Here is a 24,004-nt window from a genome sequence, read left to right as displayed (position 1 = left end):
GCCGGACCGGCCCACCGGAGTCGGATCGCACCAGGTCCGCCGGCGTTCCCGGGAACTAACCTGCCCCGCGCCCCGACCAAGGGGAGTGTGAGGCGCCGCAGCGACGTCGTGGCGCCGTTCCTCGAAAGGTCGTCCAGCTATGGCTCTCTCCCGACGCAGGGTCGCCCAGGTCGGCGCGCTCGGCATCGTCGTCGCTGCCACGGTGGCGCTCACCGGAGCACCGGCCGCCGCGCACGTCTCGGTCAGCCCGTCGGTCACCACCGCGAACGCCTACACCGTGCTGACCTTCGGAGTGCCGCACGGCTGCGACACGTCCGCCACCACGAAGGTGTCCATCAAGATGCCCGAGCAGCTCGTCACGGTCACCCCGACCGTGAACCCGAACTGGACGGTGCAGAAGGTCATGGCGGACCTCAACCCGCCGGTCAAGGACAGCCACGGCAACGAGGTCACGCAGCGGGTCTCCGAGGTCGTCTACACCGCCCGGACGCCGTTGCCGAGCGACCTGCGGGACACCTTCGAGCTGTCGCTGAAGCTGCCCGACACCCCGGGCGAGACGCTGGTCTTCCCGACCGTGCAGACCTGTGAGCAGGGCGAGGCGGCCTGGGTGGAGGTGCCCGCCGACGGGCAGGACGCCGACGGGCTGGACTACCCCGCGCCGAGCTTCGCGCTGACCGCGAAGACCGACACCGGCGAGGGCGCCGTCCAGCCGGCCGCCCAGCAGGTCAGCCAGACCACCGACGGCTCCGAAGACGGCGGCACCGGGGTGGTCGGCTGGATCGCCCTGGCGCTCGGTGCGCTGGGGTTGGGGCTGGGCGGGCTGGCGCTGCTGCGTACCCGCAAGGCCGCCTGACCGGCCGATGACGCAGGTGAGGTCGCGCAGCGTCCCGGCCGCGCGGCGGGGCGGGCCGGTCCGGCGGGCTCGGTGGATGGTCTCCACCGTGCTCGCCGGCCTGCTCGGCCTGCTGGCCGCCATCATCCCGGCGGCCCCCGCCGCCGCCCACGCCGTCCTGCTGGGCACCGATCCGACGGACGGGGCGGTGCTGGCGACCACCCCGCAGCAGGTCACCCTGACCTTCAACGAGCCGGTGGCGGTACGTCCGGGCGGGGTCCGGCTCCTCGACGCCACCGGCGAGGAGCTGTCCACCGACAGCCGGGCGGTGGACAGCTCCGTGGTCCTGACCGTTCCACCGGACCTACCCGACGGTACCTACATCGTGACCTTTCGGGTCATCTCGGCCGACAGCCACCCCGTCTCGGGCGGGTTGAGCTTCGCCGTGGGCGCGCCGAGCAGCGCCGCCGTCACGGTGCCGGAGAGCCGGCCGAGCCTCCCGCTGGACCTCCTGCGGCAGGCAGCGGAGGCCACCGCCTACCTCGGCCTGCTGGTCAGCGCGGGCCTCGTCGTCTTCCTGCTCGTCCTGCTGCGCGCCGACGCGCCGGTCCTGCGACGCCGGCTGCGGCGGCTCGCCTGGGGGTCGGCGGGCGCGACCGCGCTGGCACGGCTGGTCCTGCTCCCGACCGTCCCGGCCTGGCAGGACGGCCGGGACCTGACCGGCCTGGGGGACGCCGACCTGTGGCGGGCCGGTTTCGCCTCGGAGGAGGCCCTCAGCTCCCTGCTGGTGGTCGTCGGGCTGGCGGCCGCGCTGTGGGCGAGCGCCGCAACCGCCGGGCGTGCCCTACCGGCCGCCGTCGCGTTCGCCGGCGTCGCCCTCGCCTGGGGGGCTGTCGCCCTGGTCGGGCACACCCGCACGTACGGCCCGGCCTGGCTGGTCGTCCCCGCCGATGTCCTGCACGTGACCACGGCCGGGGTGTGGCTGGGCGGGCTGGTGGCCCTGTCCTGGTCCCTCGCCCGCTCGGCCGACCTCGCGGTCGGGGCGGCGGCGGAGACGGTGTCGGCGTTCTCCCGCGCCGCCGCCGTGCTCGTCGGCCTGCTCGGGACCGCCGGCGTGCTGCTCGGCTGGCGCATCCTGTCCTCCTGGGCGGCGCTGTGGGAGACCACGTACGGGCTGGCCCTGCTCACCAAGGTCGGGCTCACCGCCGTGGTCCTCACCGTCGCCGCGTACAACCGCTTCCGCCTTGTACCCCGGATCTCGGCCGCCGACCGCGCCGAGGATTCCCCGGCGGCGTGGCGGCTGCTGCGCCGCACCGTCCGGTTCGAGGCGTCGGTGCTCGTCGCCGTCGTCCTCGCCACCGGTCTCCTGGTCACGCAGAGCCCGGTCGCCGGCACCACCCCCCGCCCCGCCCCCGACGCCACCGCGAGCGGGCCGCTCGTGGTGGAGGCCCCGTTGGGGTCGGGGCGCGCGGTCGCCCGATTCACACCGGGCACGACAGGAGTGAACTCGATGGAACTGACCCTGCTCGACGCCACCGGTCAGCCCGTCGTCCCGGTCGCCGAGCCGAAGCTGACGGTACGGCTGCCCGCGATGGACGTCGGCCCGCTGGAGCGCCCGTTGACCACCACCGGACCGGGTACCTACGAGGCGCCCGTCGACCTGCCCCTCGCCGGCTCCTGGACGGTGCAGATCAGCGTTCGGACCTCCAGGTACGACAACCCCGTCGCCCGCTTCACCGTGGAGGTCCGATGAGCACGGGCCGGTGGAGCCGGGCCCTGGCCGCGGCGGCGCTCGCCACCGTCGCGTCCCTGGCGCTGACCGCGACGCCGGCCGCCGCTCATGTCGAGCTGACCACGGCGCAGCCGAACGGCGACGGCACCGCGACCCTGACCTTCAGCTTCGACCACAGCTGCGACGGCTCCCCCACCACCGAGCTGGTCGTCGCCGTGCCGGACGGCGTGACCGCTACCGGCACCGTCACGCCGGACGGCTGGTCGGGCGCGGTCGCCGGGGACCGCGTCACCTTCACCGGAGCCGGCCTGACGACCGCGCAGGTGGGGGTGACCGCGCGGATCGTGGCCAGGGCTGGCGACACCCTGCACTTCCCGGTGCTGCAGCGGTGCGCCGACGGCGGCTCGTACCACTGGATCGACCTCACGCCCGACAGTGAGCAACCGGCGCCCCGGCTGGTCGCCACCACCGCCGTCCTGGCCACCCAGCCCGACCCGACCGCGGCGACCCCCGCCACGGCCAGCAGGGACGGCGGGCCGGGGCAGGGCGAGGGCGCCACGCTGGGGCACGCGCTGGTCGTGCTCGCCGGCTTCGTCGCCGTCGCTGCGGCCGGCGGGACCATGCTCGCCCGGCGCCGGCCGAGGGCCGGTCACTGACGTCCCGACGGTCCGGGACGGCCCCGGTCGAGGGGGCCGCCCCGGGCCACCGCTGCGCGAGTCCACGGGCGGGCGCGGTTCGACTACCCTCGCCGCCGTGGAGACAGCGGAGATCGAAGCACCCGTCGTCGGCGTCACCGTCTACCCGGACCGGGCCCGGATCACCCGTCGGGGCAGCGCCCGGTTGGCCGCCGGCGAGCACCGGGTCAGGATCGCGCCGCTCCCCCTGGGCCTGCGCCGGGACTCGATCCGGGTCGGTGGCCGGGGCGCGGCCACCGTGCTCGGCGTGGACGTGACCACCTGGCGGCAGGCCCGCAGCACCGATGGTCAGGTCAGCGAGCTGGAGCAGCGGCGACGCGAGCTGACCGAGGAACTGGCCGAGGTCGACGACGCCGACGAGATCGAGCAGCAGCGGGGGCAGTTCCTGGCCCGGCTGGCCGAGCGGGCCGGTGGCACGTACGCCCGCGCGCTGGCCACCGGCGACGCGACCCCGGGCGACGTGGCCACCTTCACCGACTCGGTGGCCGGTCAGCTCGCCGACTCCCGCACCGGGCGACGCGCGCTGGCCCGTCGGCGTGTCGACCTGGCCGAGGAGCTGGCCCTCGTCGAGCGCCAGCTCGACGCCGCGCACGGCAAGCGGGAGCCGGACCGGCTGGCCGCCGAGGTGAGCGTCTCCGTGGAGGCCGACGACACCGACCTGGAGCTGGAGTTGACCTACCTGGTGGACGGGGCCCGCTGGCAGCCCTCCTACGACCTGCGGCTGGTCGACGACACCGTGACCGTCACCTGGTTCGGGCTGGTCAGCCAGGACACCGGGGAGGACTGGCCGGAGTGTGACCTCCGGCTCTCGACCGCCCGGCCGGCGGCGGCGACCGCGGTCCCCGACCTGTCGCCCTGGTACCTCGACCGGCGCCGGCCCACGCCGCCGCCGATGCCCGTGGCGGCGGGCGCGTTCGCCGAGATGGCGCTGCCGGCGGGCCCCCCGCCGGTGGCGGCCCCCGCCGGTGGCGTGGCCCGGTCCGGGACGCCCCGGCCGACGATGCGGACCGCCGCCGCCGAGGTCGAGCACGGGGTCAGCGCGGCCACCTACCGCCCGGCCCGGCCGGTGGCGGTACCGGCCGACGGCACCGCCCACCGGGCCACCGTCGCGGTCCTGGAGCTGCCGGCCCGGCTGGAGCACGTGACCGTGCCGGTCCGGGCCGTCGAGGCGCACCTGCGCGCCACGGTCCGGAACACCTCGGCGCACACGCTGCTGCCCGGCCCGGCGGCGGTGTTCCACGGCGCCGACTTCGTCGCGGCCACCCGGCTGCCGGTCTGGGCGCCGGGCGAGGAGACCGACCTGGCGCTCGGGGTGGACGACCGGCTGCGGGTGGAACGCACGCTGCACCGGCGCTCCGACACCAGGGCCACGCTCGGCTCGACCCGGCGACGGGAGGTGGAGTACCGGATCAGCGTCACCAACCACACGCCCCGGCCGACGACGGTCGAGGTACGCGACCAGTTCCCGGTCTCCCGCGACGACGGGGTGGTCGTCCGGGAGGCCGCCCTGGTCCCCCCGCCGGCCGAGCGTACCGAGTTGGGCGAGCTGACCTGGCGGCTGCCGCTCGGGGCCGGGGAGAGCGGCGAGATCGCCCTGGGGTTCCGGGTGGACCTCGCCAAGGGGGTGGAGCTGACCGGCTGGCGGGAGTGAACCGGCTCCCCGGCCCGCTGGTGAACCGGGGCGGTGGCGGCCCGGGGGCCTACCGGTCACCCGGGGCGTCGGTCAGGTCGAGCCGCCCCGCCAGCTCACGCACCGCGGTCTCGTACGCCCGGTCGGTGTGGTACGGCCAGTGCCGGTCGATCGGTGGTGGGACGGTGTCGTCCGGGTCTACGACGATCGCGCGGGGGTCGCGCAGCCGCCGGTCGACCGTGCCGGCCGGGCCGGATTGCCGGGGTGGCTCGCCCGGCCGGTGCGCGGAGAACAGCGGGCCGCCGATCGGGTCGGTGTCGCGCCACAGGTTCACCCACCGCCAGCCGATCCGGTCGCCCAGCTCGTGCAGGGTCGGGTCGCCGAGGAAGGCGGGGCAGAGCCGGGCGTAGAGCCGGTGCAGCGGGCTGCCGTGGGTCAGCAACGCCACCCGCCCCCGCACCTCCGGCGGCAGCTGGAGCAGGGTGGCGGCGGCGAGGACCGAGCCGTGGCTGTGCCCGGAGAGGATCACGCCGCCCCGGGCGGTCAGCGCGGTGATCCGTTTGGCGAGTTCCGGCACGGCCCGTTCCGCGTAGCAGGGCGGCGCGAAGGGGTGCACCGTCCGTGGCCAGAAGGTGCCCAGGTCCCAGATCACGGCGACCGTGCGCCGGGTGTCGTCCGACCGGTAGGAGAACAGTCCGAGCACCAGGATGCCGAGGGCGACCAGACCGATCGCGTACATCCCGACGTCGGTGGCGATCGCCAGGTTGGTGGCCGCCTGGTCGTCGGCGTGGACCAGTTGGTCACTCAGTTCCGACGGCCCGATGCCGATCAGGTCCAGGGCGACGACGGTGACGCCGAGCAACGACAGCACCAGGAACACGATGAAGGCCGGGCTGAGCTGCTCGGCGACCGCGGCCCGCGCGACGACCTCCCGGACGGCGGCCCGGCGGGACAGCGCCTCCGGCGGGGTGTCGGGAAAGTCCCGCCGCACGATCTCCTCGGCCAGCCGGCGCCGCCGCCGGCGTGTCACGACGATCCGCCAGACCGTCGTCGCGGCGACGACCAGGACCGCCACCAGCCCGGCCAGCGCCGCCCAGCGGTAGGAGACGGGCGGCTCCAACGGCGGTGCGTCAGGCACTTTCGGCCGGGCCGGGTTCGGGATCTCCCCCCGGTCGAGGACGTCGGCGACCCGGTAGACGAGGGCGGCGGAGAAGCCGTACGAGGCGGCGACCGCCGCGGCGGCGAGCACCGGGGTGGCCAGTCCGCTCAGCCAGGACGAGGCGGTGTGGTGGCTGCGTCGCCGCTGGTGCAAGGTGGTGGCGGTGAGGACGGCCAGCAGGGCGGCCTGGGCGGCGATCGACGCGGCCACCGCGCCCTCGTACCCGGGCAGCTGCTCGTGTGGCGGCTGCGGTTCCAGAGGTACCGCGGTGTAGACGAGGGCCAGGACGGTGAGCCCGGTGGCGACCCGCCGCAGGGTCCGGATGCCGCGCAGGTCCACCGGCCCCCGGCCCGACCCGTCCTCGGCGCGGCGGGCGGGCAGGCAGAGCATGACGGCGCAGGCAGCCAGGAGGAACCAGACCGCCACGAAGAGCACGTACGCGACCGGGGTGGGGTAGATGTGCAGCTGCGCGCCGAGCAGGCTGGCGTCGAGCGTGCCGAGCCCGACCGCGACGTGGATGGCCCGCAGGCGCTGGACCACGAGCGCGTCGTTCCAGAAGCCCGGCCGGTCGATCCGGTCCTCGCCGCCGCTGCCCCGGTCCTGTCCGCGCGCGGCCGGGAACGCCTCGAACGCCCGGGCGGAACGCTCCCCCAGCCACCAGAGCAGCCGCAGCGCGGCGATCGGCAGCAACGCGAGCAGCGCCAGGCGCGGCCCCAGCGGCAGGTCCGCCAGCCAGCCCAGGTAGCCGCGGCCCCGCACGCAGGGACGGTAGGGGGTGCACTGCCAGCCGACGATGTCGACGGTCACCCCGACGATCGACAGGACGAACGCGGCGGTCAGGGTGGCGGCGAGCAGCCGGCAGACGGGACCGATGATCCCGCCGGTTCCGCCGGTCGGCGGCCGGGTCCAGACGGCGATGTTGACCAGCATGAACGGCAGCAGGAACAGCAGCGACAGGGTCCGTACCGCGCTGCCGGCGGTCAGCGCGCCCCAGCGGTACGCCTCGACCCGGAACCCGGCCGGCCGGTCGCTGGTCCCGTACCCGGGGCGGGGCCGGTAGAAGCCGGCGTTGTCGTCGCCGGCCACCCGGGTCACCACCGGGTGGTCGAGCAGGGCCTCGGCGGACGCGCCGGAGACCCCGTGCACCCGCAGCTCGACCACCTCGTGCGTCAACGCCCGCCCGCCTCCCGGCCAGCTACCGACCCCGGTTCACGGTAGTGAGCCGCGCGGCGGCTCCGTCGCGATTCACGCAAACAGTCGCATGACCAGACGGGTGCGCGTGGCGGTCGGGGAGACCCGGGCCAGGCCCGGCGCCTGCTGCCGGCGAGGGGCGGCGACCCGGCGACGGCCGCCGGGCTGCGGGTCCTGCCTAGCCGGCGTCGGCCCGCAGTCCGCGTACCAGGACGTCGAGGTAGCGGTCGGTGGTGGTGTCGCCGCCGACCTCCACGGCACGCCGGAGGCCGCAGAGGAGGGCCTGGACGTCGGCGGCGGTGATGCCGGGTCGGATCACCCCGGCGGCGCGGGCCCGCTCCAGCAACCGGTCCACGGCGGCGGTCAGCGCCCGGCCCAGCTCCACGGTCTCCGGGCAGGCCGCGTCGGGTTCGGCCAGGACCAGGGCCAGTGCCGGGTCGACGCGTTGCGACTCCAGGGCCGACCGGAGCAGGTCGGTCAGGCCGGCGGCGACGTCGGGTGCGGCGGCGGCGCGGGCGGCGGTGTCCACGAGCCGGGTGAAGTGCTCGGCGGCCAGGGACTCCAGCAGCACCTGGCGGGTGGGGAAGTGCCGGTAGACGGTGCCGACGCCGACCCCGGCCGCCTTGGCGACGGCGTTCATCGGCAGGTCGAGGTCCCCTGCCGTGATCCGGTCCCGGGCGGCCCGCAGCATCCGGGCGCGGACCCGGGCGGAGTCGGCCCGCAGGGAGTCGGCGCTGGTCGTCGGAGTGCTCTCCACGGTGGTGAGGATAGCCCGTCACACCGCAGCGGATAAGTTATCCGATCCAGTGCTACGCTTCGGGACAGCGAACGGATAGATTATCCGATCGGTCGAACCGGAGGTGCACCATGCCCGTCGCCTGGACTCCCGACGAGATGCCCGACCAGACCGGCCGGACGGCCGTGGTGACCGGCGCGAGCAGCGGACTCGGCCTCGTCGCGGCCGAACGGCTGGCCGCCCGGGGCGCGACCGTGATCATGGCGGTCCGCGACGAGGCCAAGGGTGAACGCGTCCGCGCCGGGCTCACCGGCGACCTGCTGGTGCGCCGGCTCGACCTCGCCGACCTCGACTCGGTCCGCGCCTTCGCCGACCGGCTCCGCGCCGAGGACCGCCCGGTCGACCTGCTGCTCAACAACGCCGGCGTCGGCGGCGCGCACGGTCCCGAGCGCTCCGCCCAGGGGTACGAGTCGATCGTCGCCACCAACCACCTGGGCCACTTCGCCCTGACCGGCCTGCTGCTGGACCGCTTCCGCCCGGACCGCGACCCCCGCGTGGTCACCGTCGGCTCCGGCTTCTACCGGCTGCTGTCCGACGGACCCGACCTCGACGATCTCACCGGCATCCCGGCCGGCCCACCGATCGTCCGGTACATCCGGTCGAAGCAGGCCAACCTCCTCTTCGGCGTCGAACTCGACCGCCGGCTACGCCAGGCCGGCAGCCCCGTGCGCAGCCTCCTCGCCCACCCGGGTATGGCCCGGACCCCCATGCAGGCCAACGCGGACGGTCCCGCGGCGTGGATCGTGACCCGCATCGGTGGCGCCGTCCTGGCCCGCAGCGCGGCGAGCGGAACCATCCCGCTGCTCTACGCCGCCACCGCCCCCGCCGCCGAGAGCGGGGTCTTCCTCGGCCCCGCCCTGCACAGGTGGGACCACCGGGTGCACGCCCGCCCCCTCGTCCGACCCGCCACCGACCCGGCGCTCGCCCGCCGGCTCTGGGCCGTCTCGCAGACCGCCACCGGGGTGCGCTACCTCGACGACGCTGCCCAGCCGAGCCCACGCCCCTGACCCCTGCGACCCCGCCCGCCCGGACCCGGGCGCCCGGCCGAGCGTCCCCGGGTCCGGTCCCGGATCGTCATCACGAGCGTCGGGGCCAACCGATCCAGGATCGGCGCGGACCCCTCGGCGAGGAACTCCGCCTTGGACCGGTACGTGCGTCCGTTGACGATCGTCCACCGCACGTCGTCGTGGAGGATCTCGTAGATGTCGCCACCGGCGTTCTGCCGCTCGAAGGCCCGGAGCACGGCCGCCGTGTCGCGACGTTCCCTGGCCCGCCGGTCGGCCCGCGGCCCGTCGTCGTGCTCCCGTGACCCGGCTGCGGCGGCACTGGTCCCGGCGACCACCGTCAGGCCGCCGGCGATCCCGGCGGTCACCAGCAGACGCCGGCTGGGCCGCACTGCGCTGGTCGTCATCGCCGCTCCTCCCCCGCCCGTCGGTGCGCCCCGCTGCCCTCGCGGTAGAAGACGAAACCCCCGTGGTGCAGGACGTCCTCGTCGAAGGTGCCGTCCGCGCTGAACCCGGTGTCGTCGACGTACTCGATCCGGTCCCCGAGGATCTCGTACGAGCCCGTGTAGGCGCTCTGCCGTGCGCCCCGCGCCTCGTCGTAGCGGCCGTTCGCCAGCAGCATCTGACGGATGTGACCGTCGGCGGTCACCCACATCCCGACGTACGGGTGCGGTCCGACGTCAGCGGAGGGTGACGGCGGAGTCTGCGGAGCCACCGCGCCGGGCGGCGTGGACTCCGGTGGGCTCGGCTGCGCCGCGTCGTCGGTGCCGGTCCGGCCTGCGGTGTCCGGCCCGACGGTGCACGCCGCGAGCAGCACGGCGACGCACGCGCCGCCGAGCACGATTCTGGCCAGGTGCCTCATGAACCCTCCCGTGGGTCGCTGTCGGACGGGGACCGGCGACGGTCCGCCGTGCCACCCACGCTAGGGGCGCGGCCCGCCGGGAGCCTGGCCCCAGCACTCCCAGGACGCAGCCGGCCTTGCACCCTCCCGCAGCCCGCCGGGAACGGGATGCGTGTCCCCCCGACCCTCCCGGCGCACGGGGGGCCGCGCCTCAGGCGGCGGAGGTGACGGGCGCGTCGAGACGCCAGGTCAGCACCGTGGTCGGGGCCCGGCTCGCGCCACGGCCGTCCGCCGCCAACCGTCCGGCCAGCCCGTCGTAGAACACGAGGTGCTCGTCGTCGGTCCACCACTCGACACAGGACCCGCTCGCCGTGTCGAGGCGACGCAGCTTCGGGTGGGAGCCGAGCAGCAGCTCCCGGTGGGCGGTGGCGTCGGTGGGCGCCTCGGTGGACCGGAGGTCCTGGCGGTGGGCGTGGTGGAGCAGGGCGTCACACTCCAGGAAGTGCTCCAGTGAGGGGAACGCCGGCACGTGGGTCTCCAGGAAGCCGAACCACAGCGTGCCGTCGGGATGCAGGAGGCCGTAGCGGCAGCCGTCCGGGGCGGTGTCCGAGACGGCGTGGTCGAACCTGATCAGCCGCTCGTCGGGGTCGACGTCGAAGACGGGCTCGACGACGATCTCGCTGGCGCGCAGCGGGCTGCGGTAGGTCAGCCCGGAGTACCGGTGCTGGATCCGCCGCAACGCGGTCAGGGCGTCCTCGTCGCAGTACCCCAGCGCCGCGGTCATCGCCGCTCGGCACTCCTCGTCACCCGGCCCGGGGTCGACCGTCACCCACCGCGCGTACGCGTTCAGGAACGCCCGCGCCCGGTTGCTGAGCGGACCCGCCGCGTCCAGACCATGCCCCATCCACCCATCCTCCGGCACCGCCCACGCCGACCCCCCGCCGCCAGGTCGCACCCGGGTGTCCGGTCCGGTGCCGTGGGCGTCCACGGCACCGGACCGGGCCGGGGTCACGGTGTCGTCAGGGAGAACTGGCGCACGGTGACCGCGCCCCCCAGGGCCTGGGTGGCGTAGTTGAAGATGCCGAACCGGTACCCCATGAAGAACTGCCAGGCGTTGTTGAGGGTCAGTGCGTTGCCCAGCGGGACGAAGGTGACCCCGTCGGTGCTGTACGAGAACCTCGCCTGGCGGCCCGAGCCGGGGCGGATGTCGGCGGTGGCCCGCAACCAGATCCGCCCGCCGGAGACCGGGGCGCTGGCGATCTCGGTCCCGGTGCCGACGGTGTTCCAGTTGTTGGTGCCCATGGTCAGGCCGTTGGTCATGACCACCCGGGTGGTGCCGTTGTCCCGCTTGACGCCGATCCACGCCGACGTGTCCCGCAGCATCGCGAGCCCGCTGCGGTCGCCGTCGCGCATCGCGGAGTAGTCCAGCTCGATGGTGCCGGTCGAGGTGGGCCCCTGGATCCGGTGGGTCAGCGTGTTGCGGGCCCGGTACAGGTCGTTGGTCACCGACGCGGTCTGCAGGCGCAGGCCGTTGTTCACCGACCACCGGCTGTTGTCCGGGTTGTGGTTCCACTCGTACTGGACGCCGAGGGTGCCGCCGGGGAAGGTGTCGGTGCCGGTGAGGGGCTTGACCGGGCGCAGCGGCAGCGGGTTGGGGTAGTTGACGCCCCAGGACCCGTTGACCGTCTGCACCTGCGGCCAGCCGTCGCTGGTCCAGGTGATCGGGGCCAGCGTCGGCACCCGGCCGCCGGGGTACGCGTCCGTGAACGCCATGTAGTACCAGGCACCGTTCGGGGTCTGCACCAGCCCGCCCTGGTGGGGTACGCCGCCGCCGGAGATCGGGCCCGGCATGTTGAGCAGCACCTGCCGCTGCTCGTACGGGCCGAACGGGCCGTTGGTCGACTTGAGGACGTACTGGCCGTTCGCCGGCCGGGTGAGCCAGATGTAGTAGGCGCCGTTGCGCTTGTAGAAGCGGGCCCCCTCCAGGGTGCCGATGCTCGACGGCGTCTGGTACACCTGCTGGGCCCGCACCTGCGTGCGCCCGTCGGCGGAGAGCTGGGCCACGCTGATCGTGCCGTTGCCGTAGGCGACGTACATGGTGTCGTTGTCGTCGATCAGCATCCCGGCGTCGTAGTAGCAGTTGGGGATGGTGGCGTGCCGGCTCCAGGTGCCGTCGACGGCGGAGGCGGTGTAGATGTGCGTCTGGGCGAAGTCGATGCAGCCGGCCCAGTAGAAGGTCCGGTTGCTCGGCCGGTAGTTCAGCGTGGAGGCCCAGATGCCGTCGACGTACGCGTGGCTGCCGTTGGCCATGTCGTACTTCGAACCGAAGTCCAACCGGGGCACCGAGTGCCCGGCGAACTCCCAGTTCACCAGGTCCCAGGAGCGCAGCACCGGCGCTCCGGGCGAGTAGTGCATGGTGGAGGCGGACATGTAGTAGACGTCGCCCACCCGGATGATGTCGACGTCGGCGAAGTCCTGCCAGACGACCGGGTTGGTGAAGCTGCCGCCGGGGGTGCCGGGGTTGCCGGAGCCGTCCACCCGGACGAGTTGCCACTGCTGGTGGCTGCCGTTGAAGTCGTCGTACTGCACGATGTTGCCGCCGTCGGCGGTGGCGGCGTTCTGCACCTCCAGCGCCTTGTTGGAGTTGCGGTTGAGCAACCGCACGTACCCACCGGCCGAGTCCACCAGCCGGAACTGCTGGTTGGTCCCGTTGAGGTCCGTCCACTGCACGATGCTCGCGCCGTTGGCGGTGGAGAAGTTGTGCACGTCGAGCACCTTGCCCGAGTGCCGTGACCGCAGCCGGTAGTAGCCGCCGCCGGAGTCGACGAACTGCCACTGCTGCCAGTTGCCGTCGTTGCGGGACCACTGGGTGATCCGTGCGCCGTCGTTCGTGGCCGAGTTGTACAGGTCCAGCGCCTTGCCGCTGTTGCGGTTCACCAGCACGTACCAGGCGTTGGTGTCCACCGTCGCGGCCGAGGCCGGTGTCGGGGCCACCGCGACGAGCGTGCCGCCCACCAGCACCGCCGCCACGGCGGCGAAGGCCCGCGACCACCACCTGCGCCGCCGGGGTACGGCCGGGGCGAGCCCACCGTTGACAACCATGATCCTCCTCAGAGATGACAGGAACCGGGTCGCTCCGATGTCGCGATCCGGGGACCGTCGGCGGGCCGGCCAGCCACCCCACGCATCGACTGTGAACGATAACATCGTGGTCGTCAAGACGTCACGCGACGGGACGGCGGCGGGACCCGCAGGCGGCGGCCACGGCCGGAAGGCCGGCCGCGACCAGATGACCGAATCCCGCGCAGGACCACCCCCACCGAAGGACCCCACCGCAGGCCATCACCACGATGGAGGGTGGTCCCCGCCGGCCGGGCGGCGAACCCGCTCCGCCCGGCGGTGGAACCGACCACGCCCGCGCCGGTGCCACCCGGAAAGCCGGGTCACGCCGGAAGCTGGTTTACATGCATCGATGTTATCGATAACATCCTTGACACCATCGTGACATCACCCGACAGGGCGCCCCGGCGGGAGCCGGCCGGGTCCGCGACGACGCGGCAGCCGCCGCCACCCGAGGCGCGGGTGCCAGCGGTACCCCGCCCCACCGCAGACCCGGACGAGGAGAGCCGACCGCGACCGGTACGCACGCGGGTCCGTTCTCCCCCGCACCGGCGGCGGCCGAACACCTCTCCGACAGGAGGAGCAACGTGCGTAGACCGAAGAGATGGCTGGTGGCCGTCCTGGGCGTGCTGGCGCTGACGCTCACGACGACCGTCACCGACAGCGTCGTCGCGCCCCGCCCGGCGCAGGCGTTGAACAACGGCGTCGCCCGGACCCCACCGATGGGCTGGAACACCTGGAACACCTTCGGCTGCAACATCAACGAGACCCTGATCCGGCAGATGGCCGACGCGATCGTCAACCACGGCCTGCGGGACCTGGGGTACAGGTACGTCGTCGTGGACGACTGCTGGTTCAACCCGGACCGGGACGCGCAGGGCAACCTCCAGGCCCACCCGCAGCGTTTCCCGAGCGGGATGAAGGCCCTCGGGGACTACCTGCACTCCCGGGGCCTGCTGTTCGGCATCTACCAGGGCCCCCTGGACCAGACCTGCGCCCAGTACTTCGACGCCTTCCCCGGGTCCACCGGCAGCCTCGGGCACGAGTACCAGGACGCCCGGCAGTTCGCCGCCTGGGGGGTGGACTACCTCAAGTACGACTGGTGCTCCCCCACCGGGACCATCAACGACCAGGTGGCGCGCTTCGGCATCATGCGCGACGCCCTCGCCGCCACCGGCCGGCCGATCGTCTACAGCATCAACTCCAACAGCATCCACGAGAAGACCGGGCCGCAGCGCAACTGGAGCGACGTGGCGAACCTCTGGCGGACCACCGAGGACATCACCAACGCGTGGAACACCGGCCAGAGCAACGGGTACCCGATGGGCATCCAGAACATCGTCAACGTCAACGTGCCGCTGGCCGGGTACGCCGCCCCCGGCGGGTTCAACGACCCGGACATGCTGGAGGTCGGCAACGGCGGCATGACCGACACCGAGATGCGCAGCCACTTCGCCCTCTGGGCGATCATGGCGGCCCCCCTGATGATGGGCAACGACCTCCGGTCGGCCAGCGCCGCGACCCTGGCCATCCTGCGCAACCAGCAGCTCATCGCCATCAACCAGGACAGCCTCGGCCTCCAGGCGGTCCAGGTCGCGGGCGACGGCACCCGGCGGATCCTGGCCAAGCGGCTGGCCAACGGGGACGTGGCGGTGGCCCTGTTCAACCAGAGCAACGCCACCACCACCATCTCCACCACGGCCGCGGCGATCGGCAAGACCGGCAGCTCCTTCACCCTGCGGGACGCCTGGACCAACGCCACCTCCACCACCACCGGCGCGATCTCGGCGAGCGTCCCCGCGCACGGCACGGTGGTGTACCGGGTCAGCGGCGGCGGCACCACCAACCCCCCGACCCCCACCACCTTCCGGCTGCGCAGCGAGTCGGCCGGCCGCTGCCTCGACCTCGACAACTCCAACACCGCCAACGGCACCGGAGCCCTGATCTGGGACTGCCACGGCAACCCCAACCAGCAGGTCAGCCAGGAGGGTCAGACGCTGCGCATCCTCGGCAAGTGCCTGGACGTGCCGACGAGCGCGGCCGCCGGCACCCGGGTGCAGATCTGGGACTGCAACGGCGGCACCAACCAGCAGTGGACGTTCAACAGCAACGGCACGATCAGCAACGTCCGCCATCCGTCCCTGTGCCTGGACGTCGACAACGGCGGCACCGCGAACGGCACGGCGGTGCTCCTCTGGTCCTGTCACGGCAACGCCAACCAACGGTGGAGCCGGGCGTGACCCGTGGGCCGGTGACCGGTGAGGGTCCCGGCCCCGCACCGCCGCGCGGCGGCCCGGCGCGTACGCGGCGGCGCGGGTGGGGCTCCGCCGGCAGCCGGCGAGGAATCCGAGCCTGATCCGGCTCGGGCCGCGGGCGGTGGGGGACCGGTCCCCCACCGCCCGCGTGCCCACGGCCGGCGCGGGGGTGGGCTCAGCGGGGGTCGCCCCACCGCGCACCGCCCGTCGGCCTCAGTCCGGTGGCAGGCACACCCGGCCGGTGAAGGCGGGGTCCGGTTGCCGGTTGTGGGCCCAGGCCGGATTGGCGTGGATGGCCAGGGGCGGTGCCTGCCAGGCGGATCCGAGACGTTGGAGGATCTCGTACTCGCTGCGGAGCTGGCTGACGTCGGCGTTGGCGAGGAAGGTGACGAGATGGTCCTGGACCGGGGCGCGGTGGAGGAACCCGGCGTGCACTCCGGGTGTCTGGACGACCGGGATCCGGGTGTACTGCCCCGGGGGCGCCTCGGTGGCGGTCGTGGTGGGCAGGAAGGCCACCATCCGTACGCCGGGTACGGGGCACATCAGTTGGTTGCGGTAGAACGGGGCGTCGTCGAGCAGCGACCGGATGAACGGCTCGTCCGGCCCGCTGTTCGGCCCGCCCGCCAGGCCGACCAGCCGGAAGACGGCCCGGAGCTGCCATCCGGTGACCACGCCGTAGCCCTGGTGACGGTCGGGGGTCGGGTAGTAGGCCCGCCCGGCGGTGATCAGGGGGCTGAACATGGCCAGCATCTCCACCGCCGGGTGCGGGTCGCGGTCCAGGTAGGTGCGGGCGACCATGGCTCCCTCGCTCTCCCCGACCAGGACGATCTTGCGGCCGGTCCGGCGGTGCAGGCTCTCCACCTGCTGGTGGAGTAGTCGGACGCTGTCGGCCACGGAGATCCTGGTGTCCGCCGGCCGGTACGGCAACGGCCGGTGGTCGGGGCCCAGCCCCCGGTAGGAGAAGCGCTGCACCCGGGGGTCGACGGGCTCCTCACCGGTGTAGGCGGAGCCGTAGCCGGCCAGCACCACCAGGGCGTGCTGGACCTGCGGGGGCAGGGACTGTTCCGTGACCACCGCCTCCACCCGCAGGTGCGCGCCGGGCACCACCTGCACCAACGGCGGAATGACCAGCGGTACGGCGAGGGAGAGCAGGGCCGCCAGGGGGGTCACCGGCACCCGGGCCCACCGCGTCCGGGGGGCGAACAGGACCGCCCGGAGGGTGCGGTGCCACAGCAGCCCGTTGACCACGCCCGCCCCGGCGGCCACCGGTATCGACCAGGCCGTGGGCACGCTCCAGCACACCGCGCCGGCCACGGTGAGCACCACGAAGTTCAGCAGGGACCAGCCGACCAGGGCGGCCGAGGGAAGTCCCCGCCACCACGGGGTCACCACCGCGGCCCGTTGCAGGAACGGGGCGATCAGGAACAGCGGCAGCAGCGACGCGAACAGCACCCAGGACAGCGCCACCACGGAGGCCGCCACCGAGACCAGGGCCCAGGGGGCGACGAAGAAGGCCACCACCAGGGCCAGGCCCAGGTTGCGGCCCACCAGCCAGCGCAGCGGCGGGCGGGCCACCTCGGCCGGCCAGGCCAGCATCACCAGGACGGTGTGGAACAGCCCCCGGGCCACGACCAGGAACGTGAACCACAGCCCGAAGCTCAGCCAGGAGTCGTGGTAGACGAAGAGCCACCGCAGGTCGTGGTAGGTGTCGTACGGCCAGACGGCGGCGGCCTGCGGCGCGAGCCCCTCGGCGGCGGCGAATCCCAACCCCACCAGGACGCTCGCCTCGACGGCAGGCGGGAGCCCGGTGAGCACCAGCAGGCCCACGAACCTCCGGTCCACCCCATGCCCCCCAGCACGCTGCCGCACCCACCTCGCAGCCTGCCCCGGCCGACCGCACCGGGGCGTCGGAAACGGCGCAACGTCCAACGATCGAGGGGCGGGCGCGGCGTCTCACCGGGGCGGCGTCACGCGCGCCGGGCGGGTCACCCGCTCAGCACGACCGTCCGCTGCGACCCGTACGGCTCGCCGGCCACCAGCTCGGACGGCCGTCCGTCCGGCCCGACGGGGCGTTCGCCCACGAGCGTGACGCGGTACAGGGTCCGCCCGCCCTCGATCCGGTTGAGGTCGCGCGGGGCGAGGTGGGCCGTGGTGCGGTTGTCCCAGAACGCGACCGTGCCCGGCTCCCAGCGCAGTCGCACGGTGTACTCGGGCCGGGTCAGCTCGTCGAAGAGCACGTCCAGGATCGCCCGGCTCTCCCGGGGCGAGAGGTCGACGATGTGGCTCGTGAAGCCGGGGTTCACGAACAGCCCCCGCTCGCCGGTGTACGGGTGGACCCGTACCACCGGGTGGATGGCGATCAGCGGGTTGTCGTTGATCCGGCGCGCGTACTCACCGTTGCCGGCCGGCCAGTCCCGGCCGCCGTAGCGGTGTTCGGCCCGGAGGGTGTCGACGAAGGCCCGCATCGGGGCGGAGAGCCCCTCGTACGCCGCGACGAGACTGGTCCACATGGTGTCGCCCCCTTCGGCGGGGACGACGTGGGCCCGCAGGATGGAGGCCGCCGGCGGGTTGACCGCCGGGGTGATGTCGGTGTGCCACCCCGTGAGGTAGGTGTACTGGCGTCGGCGGTTCGCGGTGAGGTAGTCGTCGCCGTAGCGTTCCCGGTTCCAGTTGGGGTCCACGGTGAAGATCTCCGGATACCCGGCGGGCGGCGCCTCGTCGTGCGGGTGGGCGTAGGTCAGTTCGCCGAAGCGACGGCCGAGGGCGACGTGACTGGCGTGGTCGAGGTGCTGGTCGCGGAAGAAGATGACCCGGTGGCGGTGCAGCGCGTCGGTGATCTGCGCGACGACGCGGTCGGACATCGGTCGGGACAGGTCGACACCGCCGATCTCCGCGCCCAGACAGGTGGCCACTCGGCGCACGTCGATGTCACCCGTTTGCGGCGTACTCATGACAGGCTCCCCAATCGATGACGGTGACGATTCCGACACCAGCCGGCCCGTGCCGGTGGGCGGTTGACGTGCCGGTGGAACTGGCCATTCGCCGATGAGCTGAAATGCGGCGGGGACATTCGGTGTGACCCGATTGCCACAGCTTCCGGCAGCCTGACCACAACCGTGGAATTCCGGGCGGATTCGCCGCGTCGCGAAACCTTGCCGGACCGGCGGCGTGCGATTCACCCGCAGGGGTGGAGCAGGTCGACCACAGGGTCGCTCGCCACGGATCGCCCGGACGCCGGATGGCGCGTCGCCGCAGCGACATCGACGATGGTGCCATGTCGGGAGGACGTCAGGCAAGCGCCTTTGCGACCGTCCGGAAGCGTGGACGCGGCCACGCCGGGGGCGCACTCCCCGACATCACGCAAAGCCCACTCAGCGAATGCCAACGTCTTGACATAGGCAAATGTTTGGCATTAACGGTCGGCGGCGTCGAAAGCGGTCGGTGACCGTCGATAACGACGGTTTCATCCTTTCCTTTCCCGGAAAGCGCCCCCGGAGTTGTCGGCGGCAATGCGGTCCAGCAGGCAGGCGTGAGCCCCGTGCTGGACGGCTTCGGCGACCACGGCGGTCATGTCGTCGGCGGCCACCAGGGACGGGGCGTCGTCGGTGGCGGTCAGCGCGGTGAGCACCGGCCGGAGGTGGGCGGGGGTGGTGACGTACGTGGTGAGGCCCGCCTCGGCCAGTACCCGGGCGTTGGCTCGGCCGTGCCCGGGGATCGGCCGGTAGGTGACGGTGGGCCGTCCGGATGCCAGGGACTGCTGGCAGGTGAGTCCTCCGGCGTTCTCCACGACGACGTCGACCGCCCGCATGAGGGTGGGCATGTCGTCGACCCAGCCCAGGACGTGGCCGGGAAAGGTGTGCAGCCGGCGGCGCAGCACGTCGTTGCGACCGCAGACCACGACGGGGGTGACGCAGCCGGTGGCGAGCACCTCTTCGGCGGTGTGGGTCACCTCGCCCACGCCCCAGGCGCCCGCGACGATCAGCGCGAGCCGGTCCTGCTCGGGCAGGCCGAACCGGGCGCGGGCGGCCCGCCGGTGGGCGGTGGGCGCCGGCGCGAACCGGGTGGACACGAGGGGGCCGACCACCCGCACGTCCCGCGCGCCGCGCGCGGTGGCCTGCTGGTGGGCGACGTCGTGGATGACGCAGTAGACGTCGATGCCGGGTGACATCCAGGTCGGGTGCACGACGAAGTCGGTGACGTAGGTCATCACCGGGGCGGTGAGCTGTCCCCGGTGGCGCAGGGGGCCGAGGAGTTGGTTGGCGAGCGGGAAGGTCGTGACGACCAGGCGGGTGTCCGGCGGTAGCCGCCGTAGCGTGCGTTGTGCGGCCAGCCGCAGGCCCGCCCTGACCGCGGTGACCGTCAGCGGGGACCGGTCGGTGATCGTGAACAGGGCGTCGTAGCCCCGGGGCAGCCAGCTCAGCATGGCCCGGTACCCCTCGCGGACGAGGGCGTGCAGCGGGCGCGGCAGGGCCGCGAGGAAGTTCAGGTGTTCGGCCACGATGCCGTCGGCGGCGAGCCGGCCGGCCAGCTCGACGGCGGCGTCGTCGTGTCCCGCGCCGATGTCGGCGGACACGACCACCACCCGCCCGCCACCGGACCGACCCTCCGGGTCACCGGCCCGGTCACGGTGGCCGGTCAACCGGCCGGCGGCGGTGGGCGGCCCGGGGTGGCCGGCCTCGACCCCGTCGACGGCCGGCCCGTCGGCGTGGCCCCCACCCGGTCGGTTCACCGGGCGCGGTTACCCGCCCACACCACCGTCATGCCAGGGGCCCCTGACCCGCAGCGCCGAGACGGGCGACGGACCGGGCAGGGGTACGGATGTCGGGTTTCACAGGCCCGGGTGACCGTGGTGTGGCCGGCGGCGGCGTCCGGGAAGCTGCGCCGGGGCCTGCTCGGCGCCGACCCTCCGGGCCCGCCGGGGCCGCCCGCCGGTGGGTGACGTCAGGGGCGATAGCGCTAGCCCATGCCGGGTTCGGTGATGAGATGGCGGGGGCGGGCGGGGTCGTCCTCCAGTTTGCGCCGCAGCTGGGCCATGTACTGACGCAGGTAGTTGGTCTCGTGCTGGTACTCCGGGCCCCAGACGACCAGCAGGAACACGGCCAGGCCGAGCGGCAGCACCAGCCCGACGGCGTTGGTGGCGTTCACCGCTCCTCCACGCTGGTCACCAGCAGGGCGAGCGCCGCGAACAGCGCCACCGTCACCAGGACGTACACCACGTCGGACACGTCTGACTCCTCACCTCGGAACAGGTCGCTCCGGCCGCTGTGCGGCCGCGCCGGGCCATCACAACGCCGTACGCCGTGCGGTGACAGGGGCTATGACGCGACCATGACGGCGGTCCGGTGTTTTTTGACGCCCTTTTCACGCCGCCCGGACGGCGGCGTGACCGCGGCCACGGAGCGCGCCGCTGGCGGGACGGCCGGCGGGAGCCGACGGCGGCAGGTCCGGGCGCGACGGCACGGGCGCGCGGGGTGACAGGAGTCGACCGGCCGAGGGCGGCCGGTGGCGGCGACCAGGTCCAGCCTGGTGCCGTCGGCGGCACCAGGCTGGACGGACGCGAGGCTAGGTGCCGCTGCCGGATGCCACGGCCTTCGGGCCACGGCAGTGGTAGACCAGGGCGGGCGGCAGGTTGCTCCAGACGGTACGGCCCACGGTCACCTCGTCGAAGGCCTCGGTCAGCAGCCGGTGGAAGCGTCGCGCCGGGCGGGTCGGCAGCGCGTGCCGGTACGCGAAGGTGGTGAAGACGCCGGCGGTGTCGAGCGCCCCGACGACGGCGTCGAGGATCGCCGACTGCCGGTTGCCGGGCAGGGCGGCCCAGGGCAGCCCACTGATGATCACGTCGGCGGGGGCCAGGCGACGCTCCGTCAGCAACCCGCCGAGCGTGGCGGCGTCGGCGTGCACCACGTCGACGGTGGGGTGCCGGCGTGCCAGGCCGCTGGCGAAGGTCGGGTTGAGCTCGACGGCCAGGTGGTGTCCTCGGCCGGCCAGCCGCTGCTGGATCGCCTGGGTGAACACTCCGGTGCCGGGGCCGAGTTCGACCACCAGGGGGTGTCCCCGCTGCGGCACCGTCGCCGTGATGTCCCGGGCGAGCGTCGATCCGCTGGGCAGCACGGCACCGGTGGTGAGGGGGTGCCGGATGAACTGGGTGAGGAAGGCCGAGCTGTCGTTGATCACGGTGGTCGACGTTAGACGGGGTACCGCGGGATGCCGTCGCGCGAGTGGTCGATGTACCCGGCCGCTCGCCGGAGGCCCACCGACCGATGGGCGGGCGGATGCGGGCGGTATGCCCGATACCGTAACCCGGGTCATCGACAGACTCCCTGCTCACCGGCGGGACGCGCGAATCCGTCCCCCAGTCGACCCCCGGTGGTTTCTCGCTCGCGGCGATGTGCCGGCACCCGGCGCGACAGTTACGATGGGTGACTTTCCGACAACGGAACGTCAGGACCGGCAGGGTGGCGCATCACGGCGACCCCCGGTAGCGTTCGGGGTGGCGCTCGTGCGCCACGTCGAGGTCGGCACCGCCGCACTCAAGCTTGTCCTCCTTGGCGCCGGACTGATGGTGCCACCTCGTCCGGCCCTCCGATACGCCCGTCGCTGGGCGAGGACCGAAGTCTTCCGATGGTCACCACCGTTGACCGCACCGTTCTCCGTACCGACTATCACGACGGGACGTCGGGCGTCCGCCACGTCACCCTCACCGGCGAGGCCGACCTGGCCACCGTCGGCCAACTCGAAGACGACCTGGTGCTCCTGCTGACACCCCGCTGGGTCACCCGGCTCGCCCTCGACCTGACCGCGCTGCGGCACCTCGACTGCGCCGCCCTCGCCGCCCTGCTGACGGTCCGTGACCACGCGACGGCGCGCGGCCAGCAGGTGGTGATCACCGCCGCCGTCGGGGCGCCGGAGCGCGTGCTCGCACTCGGCAGCGCCGGCCAGTTCTTCGACTACCCACCGCTGTCCTGACGCGGTGACCCGGTCAGGCCGCCCCGACCCGACGGGGCGTCCCGGCGGGCCGGCGGACTCGATGTCGCCGTAGAACGTTTCACTTCCCGCCCCGGCACGGGCTCGGTGCGCGAGGACCCGCCGGAGGCTGTCCGACGGGGCCGGGCGCGCCGTGTCGGCAGACCGGAAACCGCATCGAAACCCTTGACCTGAGGCGGAGGTCACACCTAGAGTCGGGGCACTTTCATGAAACGTTTCATACACCTGACCAGGACAATCTCCGACCACTGGTGAAGGAGACCGTGTGCTTCCGGTCATGGCGTTGACAGGTGTGGACAAGTCGTTCGGTGCCGTCGCCGCGTTACGTGACGCCCGGCTGGAGCTGTTCCCCGGCGAGGCGCACGCGCTCGTCGGCGAGAACGGCGCCGGCAAGTCCACCCTGGTGAGGATCCTGGCCGGCGTGCACGGCCCGGACGCCGGCCAGGTGCTGCTCGACGGCACCCCGGTCGTCTTCGGCAACCCCGGCGACGCCCGGGCGGCGGGCATCGCCGTGATCTACCAGGAGCCGACCCTCTTTCCCGACCTGTCGGTCGCGGAGAACATCTTCATGGGACGCCAGCCGCGCAGGGGGCTGGGGCGCATCGACGCGGCGGCCGTGCGGGCGCGCACCAGCGACCTGTTCGCGCGGCTGGGCGTCCGGATCGACCCGGACCGGCCGGCCCGGGGACTGTCCATCGCCGACCAGCAGCTCGTCGAGATCGCCAAGGCCCTCTCCTTCGAGGCCCGGGTGCTGGTGATGGACGAACCCACCGCCGCGCTGTCCGGTGTCGAGGTCGAGCGGCTGTTCGCCGTGGCCCGGGCGCTGCGCGACGACGGCGTGGCGATCCTGTTCGTCTCACACCGGTTCGACGAGGTCTTCGCCCTCTGCCAGCGGGTCACCGTGATGCGTGACGGGCGGTGGATCGTCACGGACGAGATCGGGAACCTGACCGTCGAGGGTGTCGTGCGCACCATGGTCGGACGGGACGTCTCCGCGCTCTTCCCGAAGGTGGCGACCACCCCGGCCGAGGTACGCCTGGAGGTCGAGGGGCTGACCCGGCGGGGCTTCTTCCAGGACGTCTCGTTCACGGTGCGCGGGGGCGAGATCGTCGCGCTCGCCGGGCTGGTCGGGGCGGGGCGCAGCGAGGTGGCGCGGGCGATCTTCGGTGTCGACCGGTACGACGCCGGCGAGGTCCGCGTCGACGGCCGGCGGTTGCGTCCCGGCGACCCCCCGAGGGCGATCGCGGCGGGCGTGGCGCTGGTGCCGGAGGACCGCCGCCAGCAGGGCCTGGTGATGGAGCTGTCGATCGAGCGCAACGCCACCCTGCCGCGCCGGTGGGCGCTGAGCCGGTTCGGCCTGTTGTTCGGCGGCAGCGAGCGACGCTCGGCGGCGCAGTGGGCCCGGCGGTTGCAGGTGAAGGCGGCCCGCGACACCGACGCGGTGTCCACCCTGTCGGGCGGCAACCAGCAGAAGGTCGTGCTGGCCAAGTGGCTGTCGACCGCCCCCCGGGTGCTCGTGGTCGACGAGCCGACCCGGGGCATCGACGTGGGGACGAAGTCCGAGGTGCACCGGCTGTTGTCCCAGCTCGCGGCCGAGGGGGTGGCGGTGCTGATGGTCTCCAGCGAACTGCCGGAGGTGCTCGGCATGGCCGACCGGGTGCTCGTCATGCACGAGGGCCGGCTGGTCGCCGACATCCCCCGCGGCGAGGCCGACGAGGAGAGCGTCATGCTCGCCGCCACCGGGCAACGGGCGGCTGCCGCATGA

The 24,004-nt window shown here is 73.5% G+C and carries 18 protein-coding genes and 1 pseudogene; 8 read left to right on the top strand and 11 right to left on the bottom strand.

Going from position 1 to position 24,004, the window contains the following annotated elements:
• Positions 1–139 precede the first annotated feature (139 nt).
• From ACQUFX_RS05015 to ACQUFX_RS05000, 4 genes are all read left to right on the top strand, one after another.
• A complete protein-coding gene (locus ACQUFX_RS05015; protein ID WP_428964842.1) occupies positions 140–853 on the top strand; it encodes a YcnI family copper-binding membrane protein in 714 nt (237 codons plus the stop codon).
• A 16-nt stretch (positions 854–869) separates the two neighbouring features.
• A complete protein-coding gene (locus ACQUFX_RS05010; protein ID WP_428964841.1) occupies positions 870–2,585 on the top strand; it encodes a copper resistance CopC/CopD family protein in 1,716 nt (571 codons plus the stop codon).
• Positions 2,582–3,220, top strand: coding sequence for a DUF1775 domain-containing protein (locus ACQUFX_RS05005; protein WP_428964840.1), 639 nt, complete (start codon positions 2,582–2,584; stop codon positions 3,218–3,220). Before ACQUFX_RS05010 ends, ACQUFX_RS05005 begins: the two co-directional genes overlap by 4 nt.
• A 97-nt stretch (positions 3,221–3,317) precedes the next feature.
• A complete protein-coding gene (locus tag ACQUFX_RS05000; RefSeq protein WP_428964839.1) occupies positions 3,318–4,910 on the top strand; it encodes a mucoidy inhibitor MuiA family protein in 1,593 nt (530 codons plus the stop codon).
• 49 nt (positions 4,911–4,959) lie between these two features.
• Here the strand turns inward: ACQUFX_RS05000 and ACQUFX_RS04995 are convergent, their stop codons facing one another.
• Together ACQUFX_RS04995 and ACQUFX_RS04990 are read right to left on the bottom strand one after the other, a co-directional pair.
• The gene (locus tag ACQUFX_RS04995; protein WP_428964838.1) at positions 4,960–7,221 is read right to left on the bottom strand and encodes a hypothetical protein; all 2,262 of its coding nucleotides are present in this window, start codon (positions 7,219–7,221) and stop codon (positions 4,960–4,962) included.
• A gap of 196 nt (positions 7,222–7,417) precedes the next feature.
• Positions 7,418–7,996 carry a TetR/AcrR family transcriptional regulator gene (locus ACQUFX_RS04990; protein WP_428964837.1) on the bottom strand — a complete coding sequence of 193 codons (579 nt, stop codon included), beginning with the start codon at positions 7,994–7,996 and terminating at the stop codon, positions 7,418–7,420.
• A 110-nt stretch (positions 7,997–8,106) separates the two neighbouring features.
• On the opposite strand from ACQUFX_RS04990, the gene ACQUFX_RS04985 reads away from it, so the two are divergent.
• Positions 8,107–9,042 (top strand): SDR family NAD(P)-dependent oxidoreductase, encoded by a 936-nt coding sequence (locus tag ACQUFX_RS04985; protein WP_428964836.1) that lies wholly within the window; start codon positions 8,107–8,109, stop codon positions 9,040–9,042.
• On the opposite strand, the gene ACQUFX_RS04980 is transcribed toward ACQUFX_RS04985, so the two are convergent.
• The 4 genes from ACQUFX_RS04980 to ACQUFX_RS04965 all read right to left on the bottom strand — a co-directional run bounded on the left by ACQUFX_RS04980 (position 9,003) and on the right by ACQUFX_RS04965 (position 12,982).
• Positions 9,003–9,446, bottom strand: a complete 444-nt coding sequence (locus tag ACQUFX_RS04980; RefSeq protein ID WP_428964835.1) for a hypothetical protein — start codon at positions 9,444–9,446, stop codon at positions 9,003–9,005. The two genes, ACQUFX_RS04985 and ACQUFX_RS04980, sit on opposite strands and share 40 nt — an antisense overlap.
• Positions 9,443–9,901, bottom strand: a complete 459-nt coding sequence (locus ACQUFX_RS04975; RefSeq protein WP_428964834.1) for an Atu4866 domain-containing protein — start codon at positions 9,899–9,901, stop codon at positions 9,443–9,445. The genes ACQUFX_RS04980 and ACQUFX_RS04975 overlap by 4 nt, the downstream gene beginning before the upstream one ends.
• Before the next feature lie 190 nt (positions 9,902–10,091).
• Positions 10,092–10,784, bottom strand: coding sequence for a hypothetical protein (locus ACQUFX_RS04970; RefSeq protein ID WP_428964833.1), 693 nt, complete (start codon positions 10,782–10,784; stop codon positions 10,092–10,094).
• A gap of 104 nt (positions 10,785–10,888) precedes the next feature.
• Complete coding sequence (locus ACQUFX_RS04965) at positions 10,889–12,982, bottom strand: family 43 glycosylhydrolase (RefSeq protein WP_428964832.1); 2,094 nt, start codon at positions 12,980–12,982, stop codon at positions 10,889–10,891.
• 605 nt (positions 12,983–13,587) lie between these two features.
• Here ACQUFX_RS04965 and ACQUFX_RS04960 point away from each other — a divergent pair.
• Entirely contained in the window at positions 13,588–15,240 is a 1,653-nt protein-coding gene (locus tag ACQUFX_RS04960) for a glycoside hydrolase family 27 protein (RefSeq protein ID WP_428964831.1), read from the top strand.
• 228 nt (positions 15,241–15,468) lie between these two features.
• Here the strand turns inward: ACQUFX_RS04960 and ACQUFX_RS04955 are convergent, their stop codons facing one another.
• The 5 genes and pseudogenes from ACQUFX_RS04955 to ACQUFX_RS04935 all read right to left on the bottom strand — a co-directional run bounded on the left by ACQUFX_RS04955 (position 15,469) and on the right by ACQUFX_RS04935 (position 21,429).
• Entirely contained in the window at positions 15,469–17,097 is a 1,629-nt protein-coding gene (locus ACQUFX_RS04955) for a hypothetical protein (protein WP_428964830.1), read from the bottom strand.
• Between the two features lie 143 nt (positions 17,098–17,240).
• Positions 17,241–18,206, bottom strand: a complete 966-nt coding sequence (locus ACQUFX_RS04950; protein ID WP_428964829.1) for a TauD/TfdA dioxygenase family protein — start codon at positions 18,204–18,206, stop codon at positions 17,241–17,243.
• Between the two features lie 512 nt (positions 18,207–18,718).
• Positions 18,719–19,894 (bottom strand): MGDG synthase family glycosyltransferase, encoded by a 1,176-nt coding sequence (locus ACQUFX_RS04945; RefSeq protein WP_428966866.1) that lies wholly within the window; start codon positions 19,892–19,894, stop codon positions 18,719–18,721.
• A gap of 317 nt (positions 19,895–20,211) precedes the next feature.
• Positions 20,212–20,337: pseudogene (locus ACQUFX_RS04940) on the bottom strand (winged helix-turn-helix domain-containing protein); the annotation flags it as partial.
• 480 nt (positions 20,338–20,817) lie between these two features.
• Positions 20,818–21,429, bottom strand: coding sequence for a class I SAM-dependent methyltransferase (locus ACQUFX_RS04935; RefSeq protein WP_428964828.1), 612 nt, complete (start codon positions 21,427–21,429; stop codon positions 20,818–20,820).
• 447 nt (positions 21,430–21,876) lie between these two features.
• Between ACQUFX_RS04935 and ACQUFX_RS04930 the strand changes: the two genes are divergently transcribed.
• Entirely contained in the window at positions 21,877–22,221 is a 345-nt protein-coding gene (locus tag ACQUFX_RS04930; RefSeq protein ID WP_428964827.1) for an STAS domain-containing protein, read from the top strand.
• Between the two features lie 295 nt (positions 22,222–22,516).
• The gene (locus tag ACQUFX_RS04925) at positions 22,517–24,004 is read left to right on the top strand and encodes a sugar ABC transporter ATP-binding protein (RefSeq protein ID WP_428964826.1); all 1,488 of its coding nucleotides are present in this window, start codon (positions 22,517–22,519) and stop codon (positions 24,002–24,004) included.

The organism is Micromonospora fluostatini (assembly GCF_050410825.1).
GTDB classification, from domain to species: domain Bacteria; phylum Actinomycetota; class Actinomycetes; order Mycobacteriales; family Micromonosporaceae; genus Micromonospora; species Micromonospora rosaria.
This window is presented reverse-complemented; position numbering and strand designations above follow the sequence as displayed.